This is a genomic window from Spirochaetaceae bacterium (assembly GCA_009784515.1).
GTDB lineage: Bacteria > Spirochaetota > Spirochaetia > WRBN01 > WRBN01 > WRBN01.
This window is the reverse complement of record WRBN01000019.1, coordinates 1-23,689: the sequence shown is the minus strand read 5'-3', so window position 1 is coordinate 23,689 and position 23,689 is coordinate 1. Positions and strand designations below refer to the sequence as shown.

25 protein-coding genes are annotated in these 23,689 nt (G+C 39.4%); 11 read left to right on the top strand and 14 right to left on the bottom strand.

Features of this window, described 5'->3' with window-relative positions; all coding sequences use genetic code 11:
- Together FWE37_03625 and FWE37_03620 are read left to right on the top strand one after the other, a co-directional pair.
- Positions 1 to 103 (top strand): IS5/IS1182 family transposase (locus FWE37_03625; protein ID MCL2520083.1); only part of this gene is annotated, 103 nt, incomplete at its 5' end.
- A 187-nt stretch (positions 104 to 290) separates the two neighbouring features.
- Complete coding sequence (locus FWE37_03620) at positions 291 to 509, top strand: Rpn family recombination-promoting nuclease/putative transposase (GenBank protein ID MCL2520082.1); 219 nt, start codon at positions 291 to 293, stop codon at positions 507 to 509.
- A 250-nt stretch (positions 510 to 759) separates the two neighbouring features.
- Here FWE37_03620 and FWE37_03615 read toward each other — a convergent pair whose 3' ends face one another.
- The 3 genes from FWE37_03615 to FWE37_03605 all read right to left on the bottom strand — a co-directional run bounded on the left by FWE37_03615 (position 760) and on the right by FWE37_03605 (position 3,281).
- Positions 760 to 1,056 (bottom strand): HNH endonuclease, encoded by a 297-nt coding sequence (locus tag FWE37_03615; protein ID MCL2520081.1) that lies wholly within the window; start codon positions 1,054 to 1,056, stop codon positions 760 to 762.
- A gap of 17 nt (positions 1,057 to 1,073) precedes the next feature.
- Complete coding sequence (locus FWE37_03610) at positions 1,074 to 2,792, bottom strand: hypothetical protein (GenBank protein MCL2520080.1); 1,719 nt, start codon at positions 2,790 to 2,792, stop codon at positions 1,074 to 1,076.
- Between the two features lie 231 nt (positions 2,793 to 3,023).
- The gene (locus FWE37_03605; protein ID MCL2520079.1) at positions 3,024 to 3,281 is read right to left on the bottom strand and encodes a type II toxin-antitoxin system RelB/DinJ family antitoxin; all 258 of its coding nucleotides are present in this window, start codon (positions 3,279 to 3,281) and stop codon (positions 3,024 to 3,026) included.
- A 305-nt stretch (positions 3,282 to 3,586) separates the two neighbouring features.
- Between FWE37_03605 and hydE the strand changes: the two genes are divergently transcribed.
- The 3 genes from hydE (at position 3,587) to hydG (ending at position 6,856) form a co-directional block, all read left to right on the top strand.
- The gene (hydE, locus tag FWE37_03600) at positions 3,587 to 4,624 is read left to right on the top strand and encodes a [FeFe] hydrogenase H-cluster radical SAM maturase HydE (protein ID MCL2520078.1); all 1,038 of its coding nucleotides are present in this window, start codon (positions 3,587 to 3,589) and stop codon (positions 4,622 to 4,624) included.
- A 124-nt stretch (positions 4,625 to 4,748) separates the two neighbouring features.
- Positions 4,749 to 5,111: a hypothetical protein gene (locus FWE37_03595; protein ID MCL2520077.1), complete on the top strand. Its 363-nt coding sequence runs from the start codon at positions 4,749 to 4,751 to the stop codon at positions 5,109 to 5,111.
- A gap of 365 nt (positions 5,112 to 5,476) precedes the next feature.
- Positions 5,477 to 6,856, top strand: a complete 1,380-nt coding sequence (hydG, locus tag FWE37_03590; protein ID MCL2520076.1) for a [FeFe] hydrogenase H-cluster radical SAM maturase HydG — start codon at positions 5,477 to 5,479, stop codon at positions 6,854 to 6,856.
- A gap of 20 nt (positions 6,857 to 6,876) precedes the next feature.
- On the opposite strand, the gene FWE37_03585 is transcribed toward hydG, so the two are convergent.
- The 4 genes from FWE37_03585 to FWE37_03570 all read right to left on the bottom strand — a co-directional run bounded on the left by FWE37_03585 (position 6,877) and on the right by FWE37_03570 (position 9,597).
- A complete protein-coding gene (locus tag FWE37_03585; protein ID MCL2520075.1) occupies positions 6,877 to 7,491 on the bottom strand; it encodes a hypothetical protein in 615 nt (204 codons plus the stop codon).
- Entirely contained in the window at positions 7,491 to 8,285 is a 795-nt protein-coding gene (locus FWE37_03580) for a hypothetical protein (GenBank protein ID MCL2520074.1), read from the bottom strand. Before FWE37_03580 ends, FWE37_03585 begins: the two co-directional genes overlap by 1 nt.
- Before the next feature lie 268 nt (positions 8,286 to 8,553).
- Positions 8,554 to 9,204 carry a LysM peptidoglycan-binding domain-containing protein gene (locus FWE37_03575; protein ID MCL2520073.1) on the bottom strand — a complete coding sequence of 217 codons (651 nt, stop codon included), beginning with the start codon at positions 9,202 to 9,204 and terminating at the stop codon, positions 8,554 to 8,556.
- A gap of 18 nt (positions 9,205 to 9,222) precedes the next feature.
- Positions 9,223 to 9,597, bottom strand: coding sequence for a hypothetical protein (locus FWE37_03570; protein ID MCL2520072.1), 375 nt, complete (start codon positions 9,595 to 9,597; stop codon positions 9,223 to 9,225).
- A gap of 355 nt (positions 9,598 to 9,952) precedes the next feature.
- Here FWE37_03570 and flgG point away from each other — a divergent pair, with 355 nt between their 5' ends.
- On the top strand, positions 9,953 to 10,750 hold the full coding sequence (gene flgG / locus FWE37_03565; protein MCL2520071.1) for a flagellar basal-body rod protein FlgG: 798 nt from the start codon (positions 9,953 to 9,955) through the stop codon (positions 10,748 to 10,750).
- A 79-nt stretch (positions 10,751 to 10,829) separates the two neighbouring features.
- On the opposite strand, the gene FWE37_03560 is transcribed toward flgG, so the two are convergent.
- From FWE37_03560 to der, 7 genes are read right to left on the bottom strand one after another with little or no spacing between them, the layout of a single operon-like run.
- Positions 10,830 to 11,096, bottom strand: a complete 267-nt coding sequence (locus FWE37_03560) for a hypothetical protein (protein MCL2520070.1) — start codon at positions 11,094 to 11,096, stop codon at positions 10,830 to 10,832.
- 20 nt (positions 11,097 to 11,116) lie between these two features.
- Positions 11,117 to 11,710 (bottom strand): CPBP family intramembrane metalloprotease, encoded by a 594-nt coding sequence (locus FWE37_03555; GenBank protein ID MCL2520069.1) that lies wholly within the window; start codon positions 11,708 to 11,710, stop codon positions 11,117 to 11,119.
- The gene (locus tag FWE37_03550) at positions 11,698 to 13,197 is read right to left on the bottom strand and encodes an ATP-binding cassette domain-containing protein (protein ID MCL2520068.1); all 1,500 of its coding nucleotides are present in this window, start codon (positions 13,195 to 13,197) and stop codon (positions 11,698 to 11,700) included. Before FWE37_03550 ends, FWE37_03555 begins: the two co-directional genes overlap by 13 nt.
- Positions 13,194 to 13,925 carry a hypothetical protein gene (locus FWE37_03545; protein ID MCL2520067.1) on the bottom strand — a complete coding sequence of 244 codons (732 nt, stop codon included), beginning with the start codon at positions 13,923 to 13,925 and terminating at the stop codon, positions 13,194 to 13,196. The genes FWE37_03550 and FWE37_03545 overlap by 4 nt, the downstream gene beginning before the upstream one ends.
- Before the next feature lie 27 nt (positions 13,926 to 13,952).
- Positions 13,953 to 14,696, bottom strand: a complete 744-nt coding sequence (locus FWE37_03540) for a hypothetical protein (protein MCL2520066.1) — start codon at positions 14,694 to 14,696, stop codon at positions 13,953 to 13,955.
- Between the two features lie 14 nt (positions 14,697 to 14,710).
- On the bottom strand, positions 14,711 to 16,030 hold the full coding sequence (locus FWE37_03535; GenBank protein ID MCL2520065.1) for a hypothetical protein: 1,320 nt from the start codon (positions 16,028 to 16,030) through the stop codon (positions 14,711 to 14,713).
- Between the two features lie 18 nt (positions 16,031 to 16,048).
- Positions 16,049 to 17,398: a ribosome biogenesis GTPase Der gene (gene der / locus FWE37_03530; GenBank protein ID MCL2520064.1), complete on the bottom strand. Its 1,350-nt coding sequence runs from the start codon at positions 17,396 to 17,398 to the stop codon at positions 16,049 to 16,051.
- Positions 17,399 to 17,599: 201 nt separating this feature from the next.
- Between der and FWE37_03525 the strand changes: the two genes are divergently transcribed.
- The 5 genes from FWE37_03525 to FWE37_03505 all read left to right on the top strand — a co-directional run.
- Positions 17,600 to 18,961, top strand: a complete 1,362-nt coding sequence (locus FWE37_03525; GenBank protein ID MCL2520063.1) for an ATP-binding protein — start codon at positions 17,600 to 17,602, stop codon at positions 18,959 to 18,961.
- Positions 18,961 to 19,440, top strand: coding sequence for a hypothetical protein (locus tag FWE37_03520; protein ID MCL2520062.1), 480 nt, complete (start codon positions 18,961 to 18,963; stop codon positions 19,438 to 19,440). The genes FWE37_03525 and FWE37_03520 overlap by 1 nt, the downstream gene beginning before the upstream one ends.
- 139 nt (positions 19,441 to 19,579) lie before the next feature.
- Positions 19,580 to 21,883: a lytic transglycosylase domain-containing protein gene (locus tag FWE37_03515; protein ID MCL2520061.1), complete on the top strand. Its 2,304-nt coding sequence runs from the start codon at positions 19,580 to 19,582 to the stop codon at positions 21,881 to 21,883.
- A 358-nt stretch (positions 21,884 to 22,241) separates the two neighbouring features.
- Positions 22,242 to 23,081: a hypothetical protein gene (locus tag FWE37_03510; GenBank protein MCL2520060.1), complete on the top strand. Its 840-nt coding sequence runs from the start codon at positions 22,242 to 22,244 to the stop codon at positions 23,079 to 23,081.
- Positions 23,078 to 23,689 (top strand): hypothetical protein (locus tag FWE37_03505; GenBank protein ID MCL2520059.1); only part of this gene is annotated, 612 nt, incomplete at its 3' end. The genes FWE37_03510 and FWE37_03505, both read left to right, overlap by 4 nt.

Here is a 23,689-nt window from a genome sequence, read left to right as displayed (position 1 = left end):
TAAACTTAAAGATTTTAGACGAATTTTCACTCGTTATGATAAGCTAGATAGAATGTTTGTTGGTTTTATTCAATTAGCTTTAATCTTTATTGCTTTACGTTAGCAGGAACACTGCCTATTCTTTCATTATATCATATTTATTTTTAGAACAGGTCTATTATAAAGACAGTATGTTTAATCTACTCTTTAGTGAATAGAATAAACTACGAGAACTTTATTTTGCTTTAACAGGTGTCAAGTTTGATAACGATACTGAAATTAACATTAACACCTTACAAGATGTCCTATTTATGGATAGAGTTAATGATATATCCTTTGAGGTAGATGGCAAGCTTGTGGTACTGATTGAGCATCAATCTACAATTAATGATAATATGCCTATACGCTTACTTTTATATATAGCTAGACTTTATGAAAAAATGTTGGGTGATAGCGATAACATTTATAAAGTAAAACGTATTCCTTTACCACGTCCACAACGGCAAACCCTTTCGGCTTTGTATACTTGATAATGGTTCAGCGAATATGGAAGATGAGAAAATACTGAAACTCTCGGAGAGTTTTGCAGATTATGGTGATAACTTTATTATAGTTGTTGTTGCCATTAACTTTTCCAAATCCTCTTTAAGCATTCGGTCAATTTTTTTATAAAGTTTTTTCAATGAATTTTTAATAGATCATTATATTGAAGATGAATATTCCTATAGCCACTTTCTTCTATAAAACGTTGTATTTTTTCTAATCTTTCTGGATAATTTTTTAAATTTCTGCTAACGGTTTACTGTGTTTAGCTTTATTAGCTTCTGCTGTTACTAAAAGAACATTACCGTAAAGGTGCAAACCACAATCACCTTTGTTAAAAGGAATAATATGGTCTTCAATATAATTACTGCCGTCTATACTCTCCCCAGAATAGGGGCATTGATAATCAAAATATTTTAAAGTTTCAATTTTATGCCTAACACCAAAAAATGTATTAAATTGTTTAGAAAACTCACTTAAAAAGACCCGTGTTGCCGTATTTGAAGCATCGCCGTAAGCATAAACTTTTCCCATAATAACTACTCCTCTTTTTATTTCTTCGCCGCTTTACCAGCCTTAGTCTTACTTAACTCATCAATAAAGGCGGGTTGTCTCGCATGGTCTTTACGAAGTTTTTCTAAAAGTTCAACGGCATTTTTATTAAAGGTTTTTTGATAGCTTTTAACAAGTTCCACTACCGCTTTATAACGCTTTCTATCACTAGCTTTTTGAGCACTCTCTAAAATATAAATGGTAAAAATACTCTCTGTTTCGTCGGAATAATAGGGTAATAGTAAGTGGGCGTAGTGAGGAATAAAACCCTTATTTTTATCGCAGTAAGCTAAAAGCTCTCGCCACATTTCTTCAGCTATTAAAACCTTCGTATAAAGCGGTTCTGTGCCCGAGTATTTAAACCAAGTGTAATCGCTATCATCTTTTAACTTTTTGATGGCAGATAGTAACTCCTTTCGTAATAAAGGCCATTCTTTAACTTTAATCAATGTCTTGTACTTGGTAAAATATTCAAAATACCCTGCTAACAAAAGCTCTTTAGCCAAAATTATTTGTGCTGCTTTATCATCTAACCCTTCATAAGCTCTATAACGCAGCCCTTTGTACAAAATTTTAACCTCTGGCTGTAATTCTTCATCGGCTTCCGCTGCTAAAGATAACTCAATAACTCTACTGTAATTTTTGCTCTCTAATGCTTTACTGGCCGCTATTCTTCTGAGTTTTTCATTATCAAGGTTAGCCTCAATAAATAAAGTAGCTTCCTCCCTACTACCAAAACGGGTCATTACCTCTACCATAATTTCCTGAGCTGCCCGCCAATAATGCCTGTTATCATACTCTTTTAAAGTAGTTTTAGTAATTAAAAAGGTCATGAGCTTCTCTTTAATGGCAGCGTTGGCACAGAGCGGCACGGTGGCGGCTAAAATTTGCATACGCAAGGCACTATACTCTGCCTCATCATAGAGTTTACTCAAAGCGTGGTCAAAGATGAGCTTAAAAACTTTAAAACTCTCTTGATGGTTTGAGGGTATAGCCTCTACCGCCTTAGTTAATTTCTCTAAAGCATCTTTGATGGTATATTCAAAATGATTATTATGATAACCCACATCTTCCCATAACTCGATGGTCTCTTCTAGTACAACAAAACAGAGCTGAACAGCGGGCAGAGTGTTGCCTTTAGTTATCTGTTCATCAGTTAGGGCTAAGACCTTTTTAGCCCCTTTTAACGCTTTGCCAACATCACTGCTCTCTAAGCCATAACGATGGCTAGCAGCGTTAATTGATTTTTTAATGAGTTTACGAGACTCTTCGATGATGTCGGTGTTATCAGCAAACCTCAATACAAGCTCACTTTTAAATTGCCTATCTCTTCCTGCAAAGTTTAAAAGAATTTCGATGAGTTCTTCCTTTGAAAGTTTAGGCAGTTCCGTCTCTAGTTTGATTTTTTTAGCCGCTTTAGGTTTACGGCTGGCGTTCGCTTTTTCTTCACGCAAAGCAAAGAGTAATGCCCCAACATGTTTACAGTGGCGATTTAAATCATCGGGGCAATCACAGGTTAGAGTTACAATCTTATCATTATCGAAGATAACCTTAACCGTATAAATTTCGTTGCCATCTACTTCGGCAAGCCACTGACCTTTCGCTTCCTCTTCAAATGATGAAACTTTACCTGCTTCAAAATAACCCAGAGCTCGCTGTAAAACGATAGCGCTAAAATAGTTTTCAAAATTATCAAGAGTCATCGCTTCCGTAGTCATTTTAGTTTCCTTTATTATGATACTCATTGATGGCATTAAGTAGCTTGGTTAAATCATTTTTAGATAACTTACCGATAGGTGTAGGCAAAACAGCCGTTATCGGCAAATCAATGATTTTGCCAATGTCTATGTAAGAAGGTTTTGTTAATCCTGCTTCTTTCCAATCAAAGGTCGTAAGGGTTCATTAACCATTCACCGCCCAATCATAAATTTCGGGGTGTTTATCTTTATCTACAATGGCAGAACCATTATCATCGGCTTCGAGCCTAACTCTGGGGATATTTTTTTTGTGATGGCTGCTGTAAGCTGTTCCTCTACCGTAGCAGCAACTATAGGCTGAAAGGGCAACCTTCGTTCAGCTATAATTTGCCTGTAAAACATATCAATAGCTGTAGTCTGGTCAATACCCATACGCTCTAAAAGCAGTGTTGCCGCTTCCTTAACTGCCGCATCAATTTTTACATTTATATTTGATTTAGTAGTTGCCATAGATACCTCTTAATATTATTATACCCTGTGATAACGCTAAAGTAAAGACAGTATCGTTACTTTTGTATTATCTTTAATCATATTATTTCTGAACTACCGCTAATTATGGTTAGCGGAGCTTGAAAGAGTGAAATGAAAACTGAAGTTTGATAATAACTGGCTGTACAATCCTAATAAATCTTAACAAGTTATCACTCAATTTGTTAGGGATATAAGAAAGAATACGTAACATTGTGAATTACAGAAATAAACTAAAGCTATACTCTGCTTGCTTAAAGAAGTAAATTTGGTATATAATTAGTTAAATGAACATACAACAACTTCTCACTCAGCTCGAAACCACTCACCAAGCTACCCCAGCGGGAATAGAATATTTATTAGCTAACGAAGCCGAACAAGATTTATTATTTGCCGCCGCCGAACGGGTACGCCGCAACTATGTAGGTAACTCCGTGCAGCTGCGCGCCGTCATCGAGTTTTCTAACTACTGCAAGTGCCGCTGCGTTTACTGCGGTATTAACTTTGGTAACGATAAGCTACCTAAGTTTAGGCTAACCAAAGAACAAATCCTCTCTGCCGCCGATAGTGCAGCTAAAGCCGGTTACAAAACCTTTGTGCTGCAAAGCGGGGAAGATGAAAGTTATACCAAAGAGTATTTAGCCGAGATTATTGCTGAAATAACCCAAAAGTATGGCGATACAGCCATCACCCTTAGTGTGGGCGAGCGGCCATACAGCCACTATGAGGCGTGGTTTAAGGCGGGCGCCAAACGTTTTTTACTCAAACATGAAATAGGTAATGCTGAACTGTATAAAAAACTTCATCATGGCGATTTATTAAGTGATAGATTACAGGCCGCGCGTAATTTAATGCAGATAGGTTACCAAACGGGCAGCGGCATTCTCATCGGTTTACCCGAGCAAACGCTAGCCGATATTGCTGCCGATATTCTGTTTCTTCAAAATTATAATTTTAATATGATAAGTATTGGCGTATTTATTAGCGGGCCGGGCACACCGCTAGCCGGCCACCCCAATGGTGATGTGGGCTTAACTAAACGGGCGATGGCACTGGCGAGGTTGTTGTGCCCAAAGGCTTTAATCCCCGCTACCAGCGCTTTGTTAAGCTTATTACCTAGCCCTGAACAGGCAATGGACTGCGGCGCCAACGTGCTTATGCAAAAGGCCGAGCCCGCCAATTATGAAAATTTATACGCTTTGTACCCGCGTAAGAGTGATGAGCTTAGCATTGCTGAACGGCGAGCTAAGGTTACTACTATGTTGGCCGCGCTGGGCCGCACGGTAAGTGAGACGCAGGGGAATTATGGGGAGGAGTTAAAATAAAAAAAGGGGTAAAGAAAAGAAAATTAGGAAATATTTATGCTATAACACTCCCTAATGATACTTATGTTTTTGGAAGGATGTATAAAGAGGGTGTTTTGGCCATTTATAAAAAAAAGCCAATAACTTGAATGAAATTCCTAAAAAAGACGATGAATATGATTTTTTTGTATGCGTATACGCCGACTTACTTACTGATGGTGTGTGGCCTGTGGTAGGAAACATTCCTTTTGAAAATGACGCCGATGCTTGGGGCCTGCCAACTTACATGAAAGATATTTTTACCGGCAAATTCTCCATCTATAATCGTGGTGAAATTACACCGGCTACTGAAAAAAAATGTAAAGGAATGGAATTAACCGCAGTTTGGGATAGGCAGCATGTGATTGACAGATTAATGGGGACTACAAAATATATAGCTTATGGAAAGTGGAAGTTACCATTCAAATTAGGAGAAGAAATTGATAGCTCTTTCTATAATGAAGGTTAAAGGAATAATCACTTATTATTTTTACTTGACTTTAATTAAAAAACAAGGTACTATGTAGGTATAAAAACTTAAGGTGGCTGTAACCACCTTAAGAAATGCCAGACTGTATGTTTAATACAGCTTTTGTATAAATACGAGCAAGTACAGCGTAAACAGGACTGCTCGTATTATTTTATTTACAGCCATCATTTTTCACCTCCTTATAAAGATTTTTCCTTATAATTTGGCGTTCTGTTTACCAAAGCCTATTAAGGGTTATAAACTTACAATAATTTTATTCCCTTATCTTGTCAAGAGTATTTGTGAGCAAATAAATTTAATTACTAAAAACTATAAGAATAATAGAGTTAATTAAAGGAAACACCATGAACCAGCAGCATATAACCCAAGCCATCGCTAACGAAAGCTTAATGAACCAAGCCCTAACCGCTGGCCAAAATTTAAATATAGAAACCGTGTTAGCTAAAGCCGCTTTAGGCAAAGGGCTAACCTTAACAGAGGCCGCCGCTTTACTGCATATTAATACTGAACAGCAACGTGAGGCACTGTTCAGCACCGCTAAAAAAGTTAAGCAAAAAATTTACGGCCCGCGCATCGTGCTCTTTGCGCCGCTCTATTTAGCCAATTACTGTGTCAATAGCTGCGCCTATTGCGGTTACAGCGTTAATAATAAAGCTATGCCGCGTGTCAAATTAACAATGGAGCAGATTAAAGCCGAAACTTTGGCTCTACTCAAGATGGGCCACAAACGTATCGCCCTAGAGGTAGGAGAAGACCCTATCAATGTGCCCATCAATTACATAATAGAGGCTATTAAAACTATTTACAGCGTCAATTATAACGGCCATAATCTGCGCCGTATTAACGTAAATATTGCCGCCACCGGTGTGGAAGAGTATAAATTATTAAAAGAGGCCGACATTGGCACTTATATCTTGTTTCAAGAAAGTTATCATCAATCTACCTACGAGGCCATGCACAAAGGGCCAAAGGGCAACTTTGCCTACCACACCGCCGCCATGCACCGCGCGATGACGGCCGGACTAGATGACGTAGGCTTAGGCGTTTTATACGGCTTGTATGATTATAAATACGAAACCCTTGCTATGCTCAACCACAGTAACATATTGGAACAAGATTTTGGCGCCGGCGCTCATACCATCAGTGTACCGCGCCTTAAGGCGGCTAAAGGTATGGATTTATCAAATTTTCCTTATTTAGTAAACGATGACGATTTTTTAAAGCTCATCGCCGTCATTAGGTTGGCTGTGCCTTATACCGGCTTAATCCTCTCTACCCGTGAGACGGAAGAACTGCGCCGAAAGGCCCTCCAATTAGGTATTAGCCAAATGAGCGCCGCCAGCAGCACCGATGTGGGCGGTTACAGCGGGGTTCGCGAAAGAGATACCAGCCAATTTACCACCAGCGATGACCGTACTTTAAATGAGGTAGTAGCCGGCCTTTGTAATGAGGGCTATTTGCCCAGCTTTTGTACCGCCTGTTACCGCCGTGAACGTACCGGCCAAAGTTTTATGAATATGGCTAAAAGCGGGGAGATTGAAAAATTTTGCACCTCTAATGCTCTGATGACCTTTAAGGAATATGAAAAAAGTTTTAGTAATGGCCTTGTAAATGATAATTATTATGAAAAAATAATTGATACAATTAAAGAAGAAAAAATAAAAGAGGTTACCAAAAAAGCCCTCACCAAAATTGATGAGGGCGAGAAAGATATTTATATTTAGCTGGTTATGTATTTTTTAATTTAACTTTCGTGTAAGGTAAGCTGTGTCTCGCCGTTATCATTTAAAAATTTAAGCCATTTTTGTAAAGTTTTATCTATGCTAGCTTTATCGGCAAAATCCACTAGGTTAAAGGCCATTAGGTACATCTTTTCTTCGCTGTCTTCTGCCTTTACAACTTTGCCTTTACCTGTTAAGTTTTTGTACATAATATCTCCATCTTCAAGCATTTCACCAAATTCCCAGTATTCATCTGGGTTGCTGCTTGAAATAAAAATAAGCCGTGTTTGGGCCTTCGTTACCTCATCAAAGTTAGGTATGTCATTCCAATCAACATTACTGTCATAAGTGCCGGTATCACTTTGTAACATAACAGAAAAAGGTACGGCAGCATTAGCAAAATGAAACTCATAAAAATGCATATTAAGCCAATCCCATGCCCAACGCTCAATGCCTTTACCACCTTTTGGGCAAGGGCCTGAAGCATGAGGGTAACCACCGGCTACCGCCCCAAATTGGCTGCCAATATAACGCATTAAATCTAGCACACGTTCGTTATATTGGTGTAACAACCTAAAGCTTTTACGCACATCGCAAAGCATTTCTTCAAAATCTTTATTATTATTATTATTATCCATTAAACAATCCTCCAATTATTTAAAGTGTTAAAACTTTCTATAAAATGAGTTTTATAAGTTTTAGCCGGTTCCAGCAATTTACGAAAGTTTGATTTAAGAAAGATAGTAGATTTAGGTATCTTCCAGTTATTTAAAATATTTAAGCTGGCAGTAAAATTTGGCCGGTAACTTTTAGCTTGCTCTAAAATTTCATCAAAATATTTTATTTTAACAAAAATATGACCGTGCAAAGCAAAGGCGCGTATAATATAGTTAAATAATTTTTGGTTATGGGTTTCTTCAGTATTTGCTAGTTCGTGGTGTATAGCCTCAAGTAAGCTCTTCCAATGGTACTTAAAAATGGTATACGGTTCATCATCTTCGTTATCAATATCAAGCTTTACAATTTCGTTTTTATCTACACCGCCAATGGCCAGTAAATACAGCTCTTTTTCATCATCTTCTAGGTGAAAGCGATGGGCTAATAGCTGGTTCTGCCATTGCTCAGGGTTTTGCCCGGCGCCGTCCCAGCGTTTGGCCTCAATAATTAAATCGAAGCTTTCAAAGTTTAACACCAAGTCGGGTTCAACAAAATGTTCATTGGGTATCTCTTCAATTTCATCGGTAGCATATTTTGGCCAAAAGCTATAATCTTCTAAAACAGCCGCCTCATCAGGCAAGGTAGGACAAGCCTTTTTAAGCAGCCGCCAAAATACCTCATCGGGCAGCAGTAATAAACCATCAAATACCGATGATGTTAAACTATCTTCGCAAGTGTTAGTTATATCTTTACCTTTTTCTTTTGCCGAAAGCATTTTTACCTCCTTTTTTAAAAAACTATATACTTAAAATCACCCCTTGTCAACCTATAAAATGCAATATTTAAGAGTTGAAAGTATTATAACAAAATTATGTTTGATGTGAGAAATATTTCTATGTAATACCGCATAATATTTTATTGAATGCCGTTTAAAAAGGAGGTAAGAGGTGCCGGGCCTAATGTACGGATAAAAACCGAAGAAAAGCCCCCATCAAAATTGATGAAGGCTTAAAATGTTTATCTATCAATAAAAATTTATAAAGCTAGCGAGGTATTTCTAATTCTGTAGCAGGGTGAATAAGGTGCGGGCTGTTAGTATAATGTAATCGGCTATTACGGTTAGCTTCCCATAGTCGCCCCCATGCCCGAGCGTCATTGTAAACATCGGGGCGGGCGGCAATCCGCCATAAACTATCGCCTCTTTGTACGATGTAGGTGATGGCTAAATCAAAATTACTGCCCAAACCAAATAACTGGCGGTATAGCGTTAAAGCTTCTCCGCTGTGTGTAACACTTTCTTGCCACCACTCACGTTCAAAAGCGTGGCTAGCCGCAGCTGTTATCTCTTCTATACGGTTAAAAAGGCCAGCATTAGTTCCTCTATGCAAACCACGCGAGATAGCTTCGCGCTGCCAAACTTCGGTAAGGCAAATTAGCTTAGTTAAAGCGTCGCCGCGTGTCGGGTCGTAAAAACGTTCGGCAGCTTGCAAGGCGGAGGTGGCTTCCACTATTAAAGCAAGCCCTCTGGCATGTTCGCCGGCTTCAAGGGCCTCAATGGCTCTTTGGCGTAGCTCTAGGCTGCGTAAATAATCGGGATTATTAGCCCTATTATTTTGGTTAGGGTTTTGTAACTGGGCTATTGCAGGCAGGGAAAATGAAATTAAAATTGCTAATAATAAAATTTTTTTAAACATTATATAACTCCTTTATAATTATCGTGAAAATTCTCTTTGAGCTCTTTCCAGCTCACGGAGGAGCTCTTGAGCATCTAACGAAATAAGCGGAAGAGTATTAGAATTTGGAAGATTATTGATAGCAGCCTCCAGCTCGACAAAGGCTCTAAGCAATAAATTGATAGCTATTTGATAATCACTTATCCTAGAAGCCTCTTTGGCAGCGTTCTGTAGTAAAAAACTTTGCATATAATGCGGGTTGGTAACCAAGCCGCCGCTGCTTAAAAAAAGAGCTTGCCGAGCGGTAAGTTCTCTGTCAAGCGTGTTAAAGTTTCTTCTATCCCTAGTGCTGGCGCAAGCCGTCATTGTTAAGGCAAAAGCTACCAGCAATAGCGTAGTTATAATTTTTTTCATTTTTTACTCTCCTTAATTTTAATTTTAAAAATTTCTCAAGTATTTTTTATATTTGCCGATAATGAAATCTTACCTCGATAATTAAGGAATATCAATACTATTTTTTTAATATTTTATACTTATAATTGATTTAATACGTAAATTGTTTGTGGTAAAGAGATTAATTATTTTTAATATCAAAATATTATAGATAATTGATGTTATAGCGGAGGATATGGCCCTTTGTGGTGTACTAGTTTTAACCCTAGCAGCTTTGCCTAAAATTGATGAAGAGAAGAAACATATTTACATTTAAAGCAAACTAAAGGCTAATTGTAAATAGCCCGATAATAACAGAAGTAGGAGATTACCCCTTATGATGCGCTCTCTCTGGACCGGTGCCAGCGGCATGAATGGCCAGCAATTTAATATAGATACTATCGCTAACAATTTAGCCAACGTTAATACGACAGGCTTTAAGCCCATGCGCGCCGAGTTTGAGGATTTACTATACCAAACCCAGCGTATTGCCGGTACCCCGGCGACCGATTTAACCAGCCGCCCGCTGCCTACGCAGGTAGGGCATGGTGTTAAAGTAGCCTCTAGCCAGCGTATGTTTGATCAAGGCTCGTTGCAAGCCACCGGTAACCCAATGGATTTAGCCATTACCGGTGAGGGTTTTTTACGCGTGCAACTTATTGACGGCAGCTTAGCTTACACCCGCGACGGCAACTTAAATGTAGATGCCAACGGCCAACTGGTTACCAATCAAGGGTACCGCGTGCAGCCAGAGATTATTTTTCCCGAAAACTTTATCCGCGAAACTATTAATATTACCACACAAGGTGAGGTTAATGTAAGGCTGCCCGGCTTAGAAGACCCTGTGGTGGTTGGCCAGCTAGAACTTTACCGTTTTGTCAATCCGGCCGGATTAACGGCGGTAGGGCAAAACCTTTTTACCGAAAGTACTGCTAGCGGCGAATTTATTATGGGGTTACCGGGCCAAGACGGTATGGGCCAAATACAGCACCGCTTTTTAGAGATGTCGGCGGTATCATCTATCCAAGAGATGGTTAATTTAATTGTCGCTCAGCGTGCCTACGAATTTAACAGCCGCACCGTACAAACCAGCGATAACATGCTGGCCACCGCTACGCAGCTTAAACGCACTTAAATTAATTAAAGAATAAAAAAATTTCTTATTTTTTACAGTAATTAATACCTCGCCTCTGTAAGGCGGGGTACTTTATTATTTATTCATCGTCTTCGTCTTCTTCCAGCGGCGGGGCAGCCTCCGGCGGCGGCGGGCTATCGGCCGGTTTACGGCTAAGTTTGCCGGCCCTTGCTTTAAGTTTAGCGCCTACATTACCAAAACCATCTATCTTCTTAAAGTTAAACTTCTTTTTCGGTTTACCAATTTTAATTACTATGGCAAAAATAATTAAAAGGCCTATATAAAAAATAATAATTAACGGCCGGCTGGCCACCATAAAGATGGTTTGCAATATCTCTAGTAACATAGCTATTATATCGGCATTTACTAAATTAATAAAGCCGATGAGAAAATTGAAAAATTGTATAAACTGTGGGCTAAAGCTACAATATGCACATTTTTAAAACGTAAATAAAAAAAGGTAAAGAGCACCCCTAAAACAAAGGCATTAACTACGGTAAATAAGCCATCGCCGCTATGCGCCAAAGCAAAAAGAATTAAAGCCGGCGTCATTTTTACCCAAGTATTTGCCAAGGGCAGGTGGTAGGGGATAGCCCTAAAAAAGAGTTCTTCGCTATAACCTATAAGCAAACAAAAAATTAATAATAAAAATACATTGCTGCTAACGTTATAAGTAATATCGGCCTGCATAATTAAAGCAAATAATATACCGATAGCCAATAAGCAAACGAACAATAATAAACTTAGTAAAATAACTTTAAAGCTTATCTTACCAAATTTTACCTTTAATTTAAAGACAAAAAGTAAACACACCAAAAAATTAATTGATGTAAAAATGATGGACCCAATCACGACTGCGTTGTCATAAGTAAATTCTTCCTGTGGTAATAAGGCATAAAGCGGGTTATAGACTAACAGGTAATAACCTAAATACAGCAGGATAATCATTATTTTACGCATAATTTCTCCAGCAGCGCGGCTGCGGCATAGTAGGTAAGCCCTAAAATAACCAGCCATACCAAAGCCACAAACATCAGCGGGGTGTTAAAGCTGGCTTTAGCAATGGTGAGCAAGCTGCCTAGTCCATCGGCGCCGGAGATAAACTCGCCGATAACTGCCCCAACTACCGAAGTAGCCAGCGAAATTTTAATGCCGCTAAAGATAGTGGGCAAGCTGGCCGGCAGTTCTAGCAAAAATAAACCGCGTAAAAGATTAGGTTTATAAAAAAAGAGGTGCATTGCCGTTTGTTTGCGTGCCAACCTAAAAGCCGTGATAGAGGTAATGAGGATAGGAAAAAAAACAATTAAAGCTGCCGTAATAATTTTAGGCGTTAAGCCAAGTCCCACCCACATAACAATAAAGGGGGCTAAAGCCACAATAGGTATGGTGTTGGCGGCAATTAAGGGGGGCAGTAAAAGCTCTTTAAGGGGTTTAAAACGGGCAATAGTATAACCGCAAGGTAAAGCCAGCAGCAAAGCTAAACCAAAGCCGCCTAAGCTGGCCATTATGGTGTAAGATAAATCTTTAAAGATAAAACCATTAAAGAGGGTGGTAAAGAAAAGCCGGGCCACAGTTGCGGGGTAAGGCAGTAAAAAATCGGGGATATTAAAAACAGTTTTAACTAAGCTTATCGCTAATAAAAAGGTAATTAAGCTAATAACCGCTAAGCCCAGCTGCTTAAATTTATTAAATAGCACATTTTTAGCTGGGGTTTTAGCGGTTTTAATGGCCTCATTGTTGTTTTTTAAGGCTAAACGTAAATGATTACTGTTGGCCCGGCTTTGCTCACTTAAAATAAAATCATCACTGTTATTGCCGGCTTTATCGTTAATAAGCAGTTCTTCGCTGTGCGGCGGGCTATTAAGCAAAAGAATTTTATCGGCTAAGTAACAAGCTTCATCTATACTGTGGGTTACCAAAATTAAGCCGGCGCCTGTTTGTTTAGTTAGCTGCGCCACTAAAACATTTAATTTTTCGCGGTTTAAAATATCTAGGGCCGAAAAAGGTTCATCTAGCAAAATTAAATCGCCTTCGTAAGCTAAGGCGCGGGCCAGCTCGGCCCGTTTTTTCATACCGCCCGATAATTGGTGCGGGTAGCTATCGGCATAACCCTCTAAGCCCACTAAGCTAAGAGCAGTTAAAGCTTTATCTTTTATCTTAGCCAAAGGTTCGCCTTTAATGGTGTAGGGCAAAGCCACATTTTGGATTATAGTTAGCCAGTTTAACAACGAATCTTCTTGGCTAACATAGATAGGTTTTTTAGCATTATTAAATAAATCACCGCCGGTAGGCGGTAGTAAGCCGGCAATAATTTTAAGCAAAGTGCTTTTGCCTACGCCCGACGAGCCGATAATAGCCAAAGTTTCGCCTTGCTGTAAAGAAAAAGAAAGGTTATTTAAAATTAAATGCTCGTAGCTAAAACTAAGGTTAGCGGCCGTAACTATCAACTAAGTATACCCTGATACCTTAAAATAATTAAAGTTACATTAATAACGTTAAAGGTAGTAATGCAGGCCAGTATAATAAAGTTGCGGTTAGATACCCGTTTAGTTTCTACCGACCTCCTAAATTCGCCGTTGCCGTGCTCGTTGATAATATGGATAATTTCGGCAATCATCTCTAATTTAAGCGCGCTGGAGCCGCTGGGGGTTTTATCGCTTATTTTATCTTTTAATAAATCTTTAATCTTTTGGCCGGTATTAAAAGTTTTATCTTTAGTGTCATCGTCTTCTAAAAACTCGTGTAAAATATTTTGGCTGGCCTCCATACTAAAAAGGCTGGCCATAGTGGTTTCTTTAGAGAAGGGGCTGTGCATAGTTTGCATTTTTTTACGGTAATGCTCCTCTAACCGTAAAATATGATTATAAAGATTATGAACATAGCTAGGTTTTTTAGCTACTTCGCCGGTAATACCGTAGTAGTAAAAATAAGCAAAATCTTCCAGCTCGGCCGCCGTAAGTTTGGCTAGTTGGTTATTATTAAGTTGTTCGTTATTATGAATGATGGTACAGCTATTTTGTAACAACATGCGGCAATAAAAAGCAGCTTCGTCATCGCTGTCGTGGGTAAAACCGGCGCTATGAGCATAACTTTTTATATCGGATAACGAATGAAAAGAAAAATTGGCAATTAATAATTCTCCGGCCGAACTATAAAAGCGTAAATTTTGCGACATTTCTTTAAGTTCTCCTTAATAAATAGCTTAATTGATGATATTAAATAATCTTAAAATATTAAAAGTTAAATTGATTGAGGCCAGTGAGAGGTTAGTTAAAATAAAAATTAAGTTGCGGTTTACCACCCGTTTAGTTTCGATAGAGCGTTTAAATTCGCTGGTATTGCGCTCATGTAAAATGTGAATAATTTCGGTAAGTAAGGTAACTTCCTGCGAGTTTTTACTAGGGGCTTGTTTAGACGAAGTATCTTCAAATTGGTCTTTTAACTTAAGCAGCTGCTGGATTTTTTGGCTAACGCTAAGCTTTTCGTCTTTAACATATTCGTTTTCCCAAATTTCGCGCAAAGCGCTTTGGTGCGATTCCATACTTGAGAGGCTGCTCATAGTGGTTTCTTCCGAGAAAGGGCTGTGCATAACCCGCATCTTCTTTTTGTAATGAACCTCTAGGCTAACAATATATTCGTATAAAGCCTTAATATAATCGGGCTCTTCGCTAGCCTCGCTAAAAATACCGTGATAATAAATAGCGGCAAAATCGGCAATTTCTTTAATGCTAAGTTTAGCCAGCTGTTCGTTATTAAGCCCTTCGCCGTCCTCTAAGGTACAGCTGTTTTGCAATAATATACGGCAATACAAAGTGGCTTCGTCATCTTCATGATGGTTAAAGCCGGTGCTATGCGCATAATGTTTAATTTCGGAACGCGATTTAAAAGAAAAATCGGTAATGATAACATCACCCAAAGAGGTAGAAATTTGCAGATTATGAGACATAGCGCTTAACTCCTTTATATAGCCGGTAATCTAAAATTATCGCTGGCGCGTACGCGTGAAAGAAAGACAAAAGCGCCGCTATAACGGCTGCGTAACGAATCGGGGTTAGTTTGCCAGTTACGTTCGTACATTTCTATCACAAATTCACCTTGTTCATTAAAGTAAGGGAAAAAAACAGCCGTATGAATATGTTGCCGTAACACCGGGTTACTGCCAAATTCTTGGTTAATAGAACCAAAATAAAAATGGCCGGGGTTACGAATGGTTTCTAGATAAAGCACTAACTCCAGCTGGGCTAAGCTATAACCAATATCTCTCAAAAAAGCGGTAAAGGGGGTATCATTAACATCGCTTTGGCCTAAACGGTTGCGCGCTTGCGGAAACTGGGCACGTCTAATTTCGTGGGCTAAATTACGTGTCCAGTCTAGGCCAAAAAAAGGGTCGCGTTCGGGAAAATTTAAAGCCGGCGAAAAGGCGCGTTCGCTAATAGGCGGCTGAATTTTTAAAATTTCGGGGTCGAGCAAACGGCCGGTAAGAGGAAGGATAAGGCCATCGGCTACCCACTTTACAAAGCCCGAACAGTTAAAGCCATCTAACCCACCGGCCCGGCTGCTTTGTAAGGCCCCATCGTTAATAAAAATAAAATTACCAGCGCTATTTTGCGCCCCATCTTCGGTATCGCGTGCCGCCAGTTCGGCTAAAAAAGGACGGATAGCCGCCGACATAGCGGCCACCCGCATTTGCTCGGCGTTGCCGCCATCATTAATGATAGCCCGCCAATCTATATTATTATTAGTTACCGCTATTAAACGGGCAAAAGGGCTTAAAGCCACCACATTTATGCCTAAAGGTACGGGAATATTCCGGTAAATAGGGGTGTTAAATAAAAAAACGTCCATCACCGAGCGGCCATCTGTACCGGGCCTTACATCGATAAAGCTCCCGGCCCCGCTTTGTAAAAAGATGCGAATATTTTCGAGGCGGCCGGTGGTAATATGTTTACGAAAAACATAATTCCCGCGGTTATAAGCCCTAAAACCGGTGGCCAGTTCGCTAAAAAGCTGGTTGGCAAAAATAACGTTAAAACTTTCGCTTTCGCGCCTAACCGAAAGTTCGACATTGGTGCCCGATGTAGCCTGACGATAAAGGCGGGCCGGCATATCAACGGCTTCAAAGCTGGTAGCTTCTATTACATGCCGCAGCTGCTGCCTAATTTCGTAATTTTCGATAAAGCCGGAGCGCTGCAAAAATAAGCGTTCGCTAATGTGCTCTAGGCTTTGGCCAAAGCTACTACTTGCTAATACAACTAAAATAAGAAAAAAGATTTTTTTCATATTGTTTTATCTCTCCCGCTAAAATTGCTCTATCTTTAAATCTATCGCTACATTACTAAAGCCAAACTCGTCGCGTATTCTTTTAATTATATAACGGCTATAATGGTCGTCCACTTGTCCGCGTGCGCGTAAAATAAAAAAAGGAGGCTTAACAGCCAGCTGCCTTAAGCTTTTAAAATCGGTTTTACGGCTGCCGCGTTGGGCGGCTTTACGCTCCAGCACCCATTCGTGCATAGCTTTAGTTAGCTCGTGGTCGTTAATTTGCCGTTTGTTTTGGTTATTTAAAGCCACAACATTTTTTAACAAACTGCTAAACCCCAGCTGCTGTAAAGCCGAAACTGCTACCAATTTAATATGGCTAGTTACCGGAAATAAAAACCTAAATTTATCAATTTTTTCTTTTAATAATTTATCGGTTATTATCCTGCCATCTTGCACCGGCGGGTTGGTTAAATCCCATTTATTAAGCACAAATAAAAAAGGTTTTTTATGCTCTACTATTTTATCGGCAATTTTTTTTTCTTGGTCGCTCAGCTCTTCGCTGCTATCCAGCACCAGTAAAGCTACATCGCAGGCGGCAATGGCCTCTTCGGTACGTTTAACGGCAAAATATTCCAGCCGTTCTTTAAGTTTAGCGGCCCGGCGCAGGCCGGCGGTATCTAAAATAACAAAATCTTGGCCGTTAAAAGTAAAGGCCGAACTGACGGTATCGCGCGTAGTATGAGCAATACTGCTAACGATACTGTTATCTTGCCCGCACAAAGCATTAGCTAAACTAGATTTACCTACATTAGGCTTACCCACAATGGCTATTTTAATGGTGTTATCGGCGGTTAATTCGTTATTATCATTCACAATGACAGGGGCATTATTTAACCCTTTATCATCGTTAGCCGCTTGTTCTATCAAGCTGATTAATGCCGGGATATTACGATTATGTTCGGCCGAAATAAAAATGGTTTTAAAGCCCAGCGCATAAAAATCGGCGGCGTAAAGTTCTTTTTCGGGGCTATCACATTTATTAACCACTAAAATTAAGTTTTTACCGCGTAAGATATTGATAAGCTCATAGTCATCGGCCGTTAAGCCGGTGGCTTCGGTTACCAGTAAAATTAAGTGAGCATTGTCTATTTGGCTAAGGCTTTGTTTAATGGCTAATCTTTCCAGCGGGCTTTCGCTGGTATGGATACCGCCGGTATCTACTAAAGCAAATTGGTTTGCGCCAAGCGTTAAGCTGCGGCTAATGGCATCGCGCGTAACGCCGGCTATAGGGTCGGTAATGGCGATACGTTTTTTTAAAAGACGGTTAAAGAGGGTAGATTTACCCACGTTAGGCTTACCTACAATGGCGATGCGCAAATTATCCAACGGCTGTTCCTAGTTACTTTTGATAGTGGCAACTATTATAGCTTAAAGCCGGCCGTTAGTCAAATGGCAATTTTAGCGGGGGAGTGGTCAAAATCAACTCCCCAAATAAATAATAACTTGCCTTATTCTTTAATTCGTGATAATATTAAATAAGTAGACTACTTTAAATCTCATCTAATACACAATAGGGGCTGTAAAAAAATGAGTGAACGTCAGCAAAAATTTGACTTCATTGATAGTTATAAAGAAGAGTTAATTATTAACAATTTTTTAAATCTAAAGACAAAAATATCTTTTGGTAGTTTTAATTGCCTTACGGGTAGTAATGCTGTAGGGAAAACAGTTATATTTAAGTTATTGTCATTTTTTCATATTCTTCCTCGTGTATTTGAACCTGCTATAGAAGGTGCTACAGCCGATTATATTCATTTTGGTAAAAAAGATTTAAATAAGAAACTACAAGAACGTATTGATAATTTATTACATCAAGAATTTATTAAATTTTTTCCGGCTTCTAAAGAAGCATCTGATGTATATAAAAAAAATTTTGACATTACTTATAGTTGTTTAAAAAATGGTACTGAGGAAATTAGATGGGAATTAAAATGTCAAGAAGAGAAAATTACCACTACTTCTTTATTTAAAGAGGCCGATTTAAAATCAATTATTAATGGTATTGAGGCTAAAATTAAGAGCAGTAAAATTAGCGCTGCCGAAGAGAAGTCTATAAATTTTGAAAGCTATCAGTATCTGCTTGATGTTTCTAGCTGTAAATCGGTTTGGAAATTTATTAACTTAAAAAATGATATTAGAGAGAAAGGTGTATTTTTAGAAAGTGAGCACGAAAGCTACTATGATAACCTTAATGCAAGAGGAAAAAATAGTAATTCATTTATTAGCATAGATAGTAACAACCGTTCAGAGGTAAAGATTTCTTCTTTGTTAGAAAAGCTAGCTACAGAGCTTAAAGTGAAGAGTTATAGAGTAAACGAGAATAATAAAGTTATTATTAAAACATTTAAAGATAAGGAGATGTTAATCACACAAGCTTCTTCTGGACAGCGAGATAATTTGTCTATTATTGTTTTATTGAATAATTTAATTAGAAATTTAGAGAATGAGCAACGAGATTATAATTTTTTTATAAGCTTAATAGAAGAATTAGGTAATTATCTTTATCCCAGCGGTAGCGTAGAGCTTTTAAAGGCCTTTGTAACTGTATTTTTAGAATATCAAACAAAAAAAACACCTTTACGTATATATATAAGCACCCATAGCTCTTATATTTTAAATTTATTTAATTTATTTTTAAAATATGCAAAAGTTAGGAATGTTTTAGGTAGTAAATACGAAAAATACAAAGAAGAACTAAGCCTTTATCTTAATGAGGAAGATTTATATATTTATTCCTTAGAAGAAGAAGCTGGTTTTATTAAAGCTGTAGACATAAAAAAAGATATAGGTATTTATGCCGAGAAATTTGTAGACGTTAGTAACCAGTTAATTGAGCAAATGAATAGAGCTGATGAAATTGAGTACTTGTGCCGAAAAAAAGGTGAGTAATGAGCTGTACGAGTAAGAGTTATAGAAACGGGTTAGCTGCTTATTTAACACCGGGCGCTGGTGGAGGAGTAACCGTTCATAACGGTATGAGTATTTGCTTAGGTAACATTTCTGTTACTTTGAGTAGATTTAATTTTCAGTTATTGAATAATAAAGAGCATAGTGTAACTTTAAAATTTAATGATAGGGTAATGTTAAAATTGGATTGCCAACAAGAAGATTTGAGTAAAGATGATATTTATGGTGCAGTAACAGGCGCTTTTCAAATTATTTATAATAATAATTTATTATCTATCTATATAGATAATAACGATACGACAACGTATAAAATAGAATATGTAGGTGTTATAGATAATAATCCTCTTATGCGAATGCCTTTGAAGAATTTAGAAGTAGAGCCGCTTGATAACCGAATTCTTATTACTTTACAACCTCAAGATAACCTTTCACTTACAAGAACAAGCTTTCCGTATTATTAAAAAATAAAACACTATGTGCGCTATAATAAGGGCATCGTCATAACTATTACCTTGTGTAACTAAGTTTTACCCTAACTATAGGTACTTATATGCCTATTAAGATATTGACCAAAATGCTTTTTTTAGTCATAATAAGCTTATGCTTAAAAACAAAATAATAGCTTTACTCTTTCTTTCGCTAATAGCCTGTACCGATGATGTACCGCCCCCCGCCGATATACCTAGCCTTACTCTAAGCGATAGAGCCACCCTTACCTTTGCTATACGTTCGGGGTATTCTTTTATTAATACCCACGATGACGATATAGTGGCAATGCTGCATGGTCATGCTTTGGGAGCGGCTTATTACTACAGTTATATAAGCGAGCATGAAGGTAAACTTAACTTAACTTTACGCTTATTGGCCAGCCAAATAACAGAGGGTAATGCTTTTAGAGAATGGGCCGCTTTACGTTACGCCCAGCTAGTTATAAGTAACGATTTACCGCCCAATGATGAGCAAAGCCTGCTCATTAATAACTTAAGCCAGCTATTATGGGTAGATAACGCCAGTGTGCCTTTACTCTTTTTACAAGCGGCGCTTTACCATAGCGAAGGTAACTACCAACAAAGTTTGCAGGCCTTAAATGCTATACCGCATAGCAGTTTTACTCTATGGCCTATCGAGTTTAACCACGCCCGGCTTAGCGCTCTTAATGCCGCTATGCTGGATTTAGCGCCGCAAAGTATCGATAACTTCTTTTTTAACTTTATCCCTACGGCGGCAACTATACAAACGTTACAGCTTATCGAGGATATAGGTGAGTGGCCTCATATCGAGGCTTACCGGGTTATCGCGGCTACGGCCGATAATACGGCGGCTTCGTTTGTAGCTTTATCTAACTTTATAGAGGGTAATGATGTTTTAGTTAATCGTTTTCCGGCCATTTTACAAAATTATAGCCGCCTTAGCGCCCGCTCCGGTAATTTGGCCCGGGCTAGGCAGCTGCTTACCGGCTTAACACCTAACTTGAGTAGCGAAGCGGCGCTCTATCAAGCTTATTTAACTTTAGGGTTAATCGAAAGGCAAGCCGGTAATCACTTTGCCGCCCATTTACATTTTAGCGAGGCCTTTAACTTTGGCCAAAGTAACCAGCAGCGTGATGTTGCCTTGCGTAACCGTTTTGAGGCTAATCGTACCGTTAATACGACTAACCTTAATTTAGTCATTGATGAACTTATCAATTTTGCCCCTTTATGGCATAACCCTAATTTTTACGATGTTTTTTTAAACGGGCTGTTATCTCAGCTGGTGCAGGCGCGTAATTTTAGAGGGATTTACCGCCTTTATACAGAGGCCTTACAAAACCATGCCTCGCCCCTAGTGCGCGGCAACTTTGCCTTCACTTTAGCCCGCGCCATACGTGCCGGCATAGAGGTTTACTTTATGTACGAGGTAGAAACACCGGCGGAGGAAGAAGCAAGGCTTTACCGCCTTTACCGTAATATGCTTGTTGGGGCGCAGGCCAATCCGCTTAGTTATGCCTCGTTTTTATCGCACATTTTACTAGGCGAAATTCCGGCTCCGCTGCGCAGCATTACTCGTAATAATATTCCTTACCACTTTGATGTTAGCACGGCGATTGTGCCGGTTCCGGCCGATTCCGGCCGCCTGAGCCGCGAAATATTTGCCCGTAACGCTCATGGACCGCTGCCCATTAGCCTAGACCTTTATGCCTTAGGCTTTTTTTATTACGACCTTAATTTACGCGGCGATATTGGCGCTGCCGTAACCAGCCGTTTTAATGCTAGGCGCGATAGCCTTACCACCGATGGCTTGCGGATAACGGCTTTAGCTTTGTACGAGCAAGAACAATTTTTAGCGGCCATTAACGCTATGACACGCGCCAGATTACGCGCCGATTTTATTCCTAATTTTACCGATTACACCATTTTATACCCACGCGTTTACTTTGATGAAATGCTGTACGCTACCACCGAAGCCGGTGTAGATATAGATATTATGTTTGGCCTTGTGCGCCAAGAATCGGGCTTTATGCACGAAATTAGGTCGCACGCCGGGGCCATCGGCCTTGCCCAATTAATGACCGGTACCGCCGGTGATATGAACCATTTGGTACGTATTACCAACCCCGATTTAACCGACCCTTTAACCAATTTACGTTTTGGGGCGGCCTACTTTAACTGGCTGGAACCGCGCCTAGATGGCGAGGGGCTTTGGCGTATTTTATTAGGTTATAACGCCGGCCCCACCCGTATCCGTACTTGGCTGCGCGGCTTTACCGATTTACCGCCCGAACTAGCCGTAGAGGCCGTACCTTTTAACGAAAGCCGCAGCTATGTAAAATTTGTGCTAACCCACGCTTTAATTTTTAACTATTTGTATGGGGACCAAGATTTACTGCGCATAGTGCAGCTGGTGTTTCCGGGTTTGGAGTATTAATTTAACCGTTTACAAAAAAAGAGATAGAACCGCTATGTAAGCCGCTGCCAGCTTGTTAAAATAATTTTTATGTGCTAAACTATAATTAAGCCTATAAAGGCCAAATGGCGAATAGCCGCGTACCGCTTCAATTTTTATTGAGGAGGTAAGCAAAATGTACGTAGGCAAAAAAATACTACGAGCACTGTTAGTCATCATCTTCATGCTCGTAGTCGTACAAAGGTTATATTAACGTATAGCCTTAAATTTTCTGAGGTTAGCATCAGCTAGCCTCAGTTTTTATAAGTTAAATATAACATAACCATCTATTATTTGTCAAGGAATAACTACAAGCTATAACGCCTTTTAAGTGCAGGTTATGGCAGCAGCGATAGGAGTAAACAAAATGGCTGTGTCCCCCAATTTATTACAAGCCTTTGCTATTGTAAACACTATGCAACCGGCCGAGCGCGGTATGCTTAGGGCTATTATTACTTATGGTAAAGATTTACCGCAAGAGGCCGGCCGTTTGGTAGAGTCGGATTTTCAGTTGGCCACTTTTGGCAACAAGGTAAGCGGGGCTACGGTAGCGCGCTACCTTTACGCTGCCTTTAAAGAGGGTGTTGGTTTTGCCGACCGGCTAAAAGGTTACCCGCGCAGCTACGGTAAGCAGCTAGATTTAATTATTAAAAAGACCATTCTTAAGCCTTTAAAGTTAAAAAAGCCTAACTTTAAAGAAAAAGCGAATACTTTAGCCGGCGCTTACGAGCGTGAGCGTTTTGTTACCGAAAGCCTGATGGATAACCTTATTAAAACGATGGATAACGCTACGCAAAAGGAGTTTGCCAAAAATATCGATGATTTTTTAAAACACAAAGGTGTTGATACCGATTTGGCCGGTCAAGTGAGTGCAGCCTTAATACAAGGCGGATTGGTAGCGGCGCGTACCATTATGGGGGCTAGTTTTGGCTTGCTATTGGTACGAGTAGCCGGCTTAATTAACGCTATGCTTTTTGGTAAAACCTTAACGGTAGCGGCGGCGGCCGGCTTAAGCCGCTTTGCCGGCATCTTTTTTGGACCTATCGGTTTGGGTATTACTGCCATCTTAACTATCCCCATTATTACTACTTTATTTAATAAAAGAAATTATGATAAATATTTACCGGCCATTTTTTTAATTGGCCTTGCCCGGCTAGCTAAAGAAGGTGAGTTTGAATGATTTTAAAATCTTTAACAAAAATATGGTTATTAATTATTTTTACTCTGATTGCTTGCGGCGGGAACGAAACGGCCGTTGAGGCGCTAGAAGTACTAAGAGCAGAAGAAGTTGCTCCTATAAGTGTTATGGCTCAGCAACCTCTTTCGTTGGCAGAGCCCATTATAGATGAGCCGCCCGTTGAACCGCTGGCCAATTTATCGCCGGAGCAATTAACAGAGCTGGGCAGAGCCCTTATTGGTGTTTGGCTGGAACTGCCTGCCGATAACGAAGCGGCTTGGTTTCAGACCAGATTAAATTTTTTTATGCCAGACGGCGAACCGGCTTTTTACAACCCAGAAGTAAATATATATGAACAATTTAATTATGGTATGCTTGGTGTTCACCAAATTCATTTAAGTAATATTGTAGTTTGGGCATCGGGCGAAGTTTATCGGGCCGTTTTAGGTAGCGCAGAGGTAACTGAACAAGGTTATATTGTTACTTTAGTTGATAATTTTAATGGTTTTGTTGGTAACAAAATTGAAGTAATTATAGCTAATGACAATTTAATTAGGCTTGATGGCAAGCCTTTAAGGCGCGTGGCCAGCCCTTGGGCTACCGGCCGAGTT

Excerpts from the sequence above, each read along its gene's own strand:
- FWE37_03610 (MCL2520080.1), bottom strand. The coding sequence starts at position 2,792 with ATGACTACGGAAGCGATGACTCTTGATAATTTTGAAAACTATTTTAGC.
- FWE37_03545 (MCL2520067.1), bottom strand. The coding sequence starts at position 13,925 with ATGTCGCAAAATTTACGCTTTTATAGTTCGGCCGGAGAATTATTAATT.
- FWE37_03615 (MCL2520081.1), bottom strand. The coding sequence starts at position 1,056 with ATGGGAAAAGTTTATGCTTACGGCGATGCTTCAAATACGGCAACACGG.
- FWE37_03560 (MCL2520070.1), bottom strand. The coding sequence starts at position 11,096 with ATGTTACTAGAGATATTGCAAACCATCTTTATGGTGGCCAGCCGGCCG.
- FWE37_03620 (MCL2520082.1), top strand. The coding sequence starts at position 291 with ATGGATAGAGTTAATGATATATCCTTTGAGGTAGATGGCAAGCTTGTG.
- hydE (MCL2520078.1), top strand. The coding sequence starts at position 3,587 with ATGAACATACAACAACTTCTCACTCAGCTCGAAACCACTCACCAAGCT.
- FWE37_03555 (MCL2520069.1), bottom strand. The coding sequence starts at position 11,710 with ATGCGTAAAATAATGATTATCCTGCTGTATTTAGGTTATTACCTGTTA.
- FWE37_03570 (MCL2520072.1), bottom strand. The coding sequence starts at position 9,597 with ATGAAAAAAATTATAACTACGCTATTGCTGGTAGCTTTTGCCTTAACA.
- FWE37_03605 (MCL2520079.1), bottom strand. The coding sequence starts at position 3,281 with ATGGCAACTACTAAATCAAATATAAATGTAAAAATTGATGCGGCAGTT.
- FWE37_03575 (MCL2520073.1), bottom strand. The coding sequence starts at position 9,204 with ATGTTTAAAAAAATTTTATTATTAGCAATTTTAATTTCATTTTCCCTG.
- FWE37_03510 (MCL2520060.1), top strand. The coding sequence starts at position 22,242 with ATGGCAGCAGCGATAGGAGTAAACAAAATGGCTGTGTCCCCCAATTTA.
- FWE37_03580 (MCL2520074.1), bottom strand. The coding sequence starts at position 8,285 with ATGCTTTCGGCAAAAGAAAAAGGTAAAGATATAACTAACACTTGCGAA.
- FWE37_03585 (MCL2520075.1), bottom strand. The coding sequence starts at position 7,491 with ATGGATAATAATAATAATAATAAAGATTTTGAAGAAATGCTTTGCGAT.
- FWE37_03525 (MCL2520063.1), top strand. The coding sequence starts at position 17,600 with ATGAGTGAACGTCAGCAAAAATTTGACTTCATTGATAGTTATAAAGAA.
- flgG (MCL2520071.1), top strand. The coding sequence starts at position 9,953 with ATGATGCGCTCTCTCTGGACCGGTGCCAGCGGCATGAATGGCCAGCAA.
- FWE37_03520 (MCL2520062.1), top strand. The coding sequence starts at position 18,961 with ATGAGCTGTACGAGTAAGAGTTATAGAAACGGGTTAGCTGCTTATTTA.
- FWE37_03535 (MCL2520065.1), bottom strand. The coding sequence starts at position 16,030 with ATGAAAAAAATCTTTTTTCTTATTTTAGTTGTATTAGCAAGTAGTAGC.
- FWE37_03515 (MCL2520061.1), top strand. The coding sequence starts at position 19,580 with ATGCTTAAAAACAAAATAATAGCTTTACTCTTTCTTTCGCTAATAGCC.
- FWE37_03540 (MCL2520066.1), bottom strand. The coding sequence starts at position 14,696 with ATGTCTCATAATCTGCAAATTTCTACCTCTTTGGGTGATGTTATCATT.
- hydG (MCL2520076.1), top strand. The coding sequence starts at position 5,477 with ATGAACCAGCAGCATATAACCCAAGCCATCGCTAACGAAAGCTTAATG.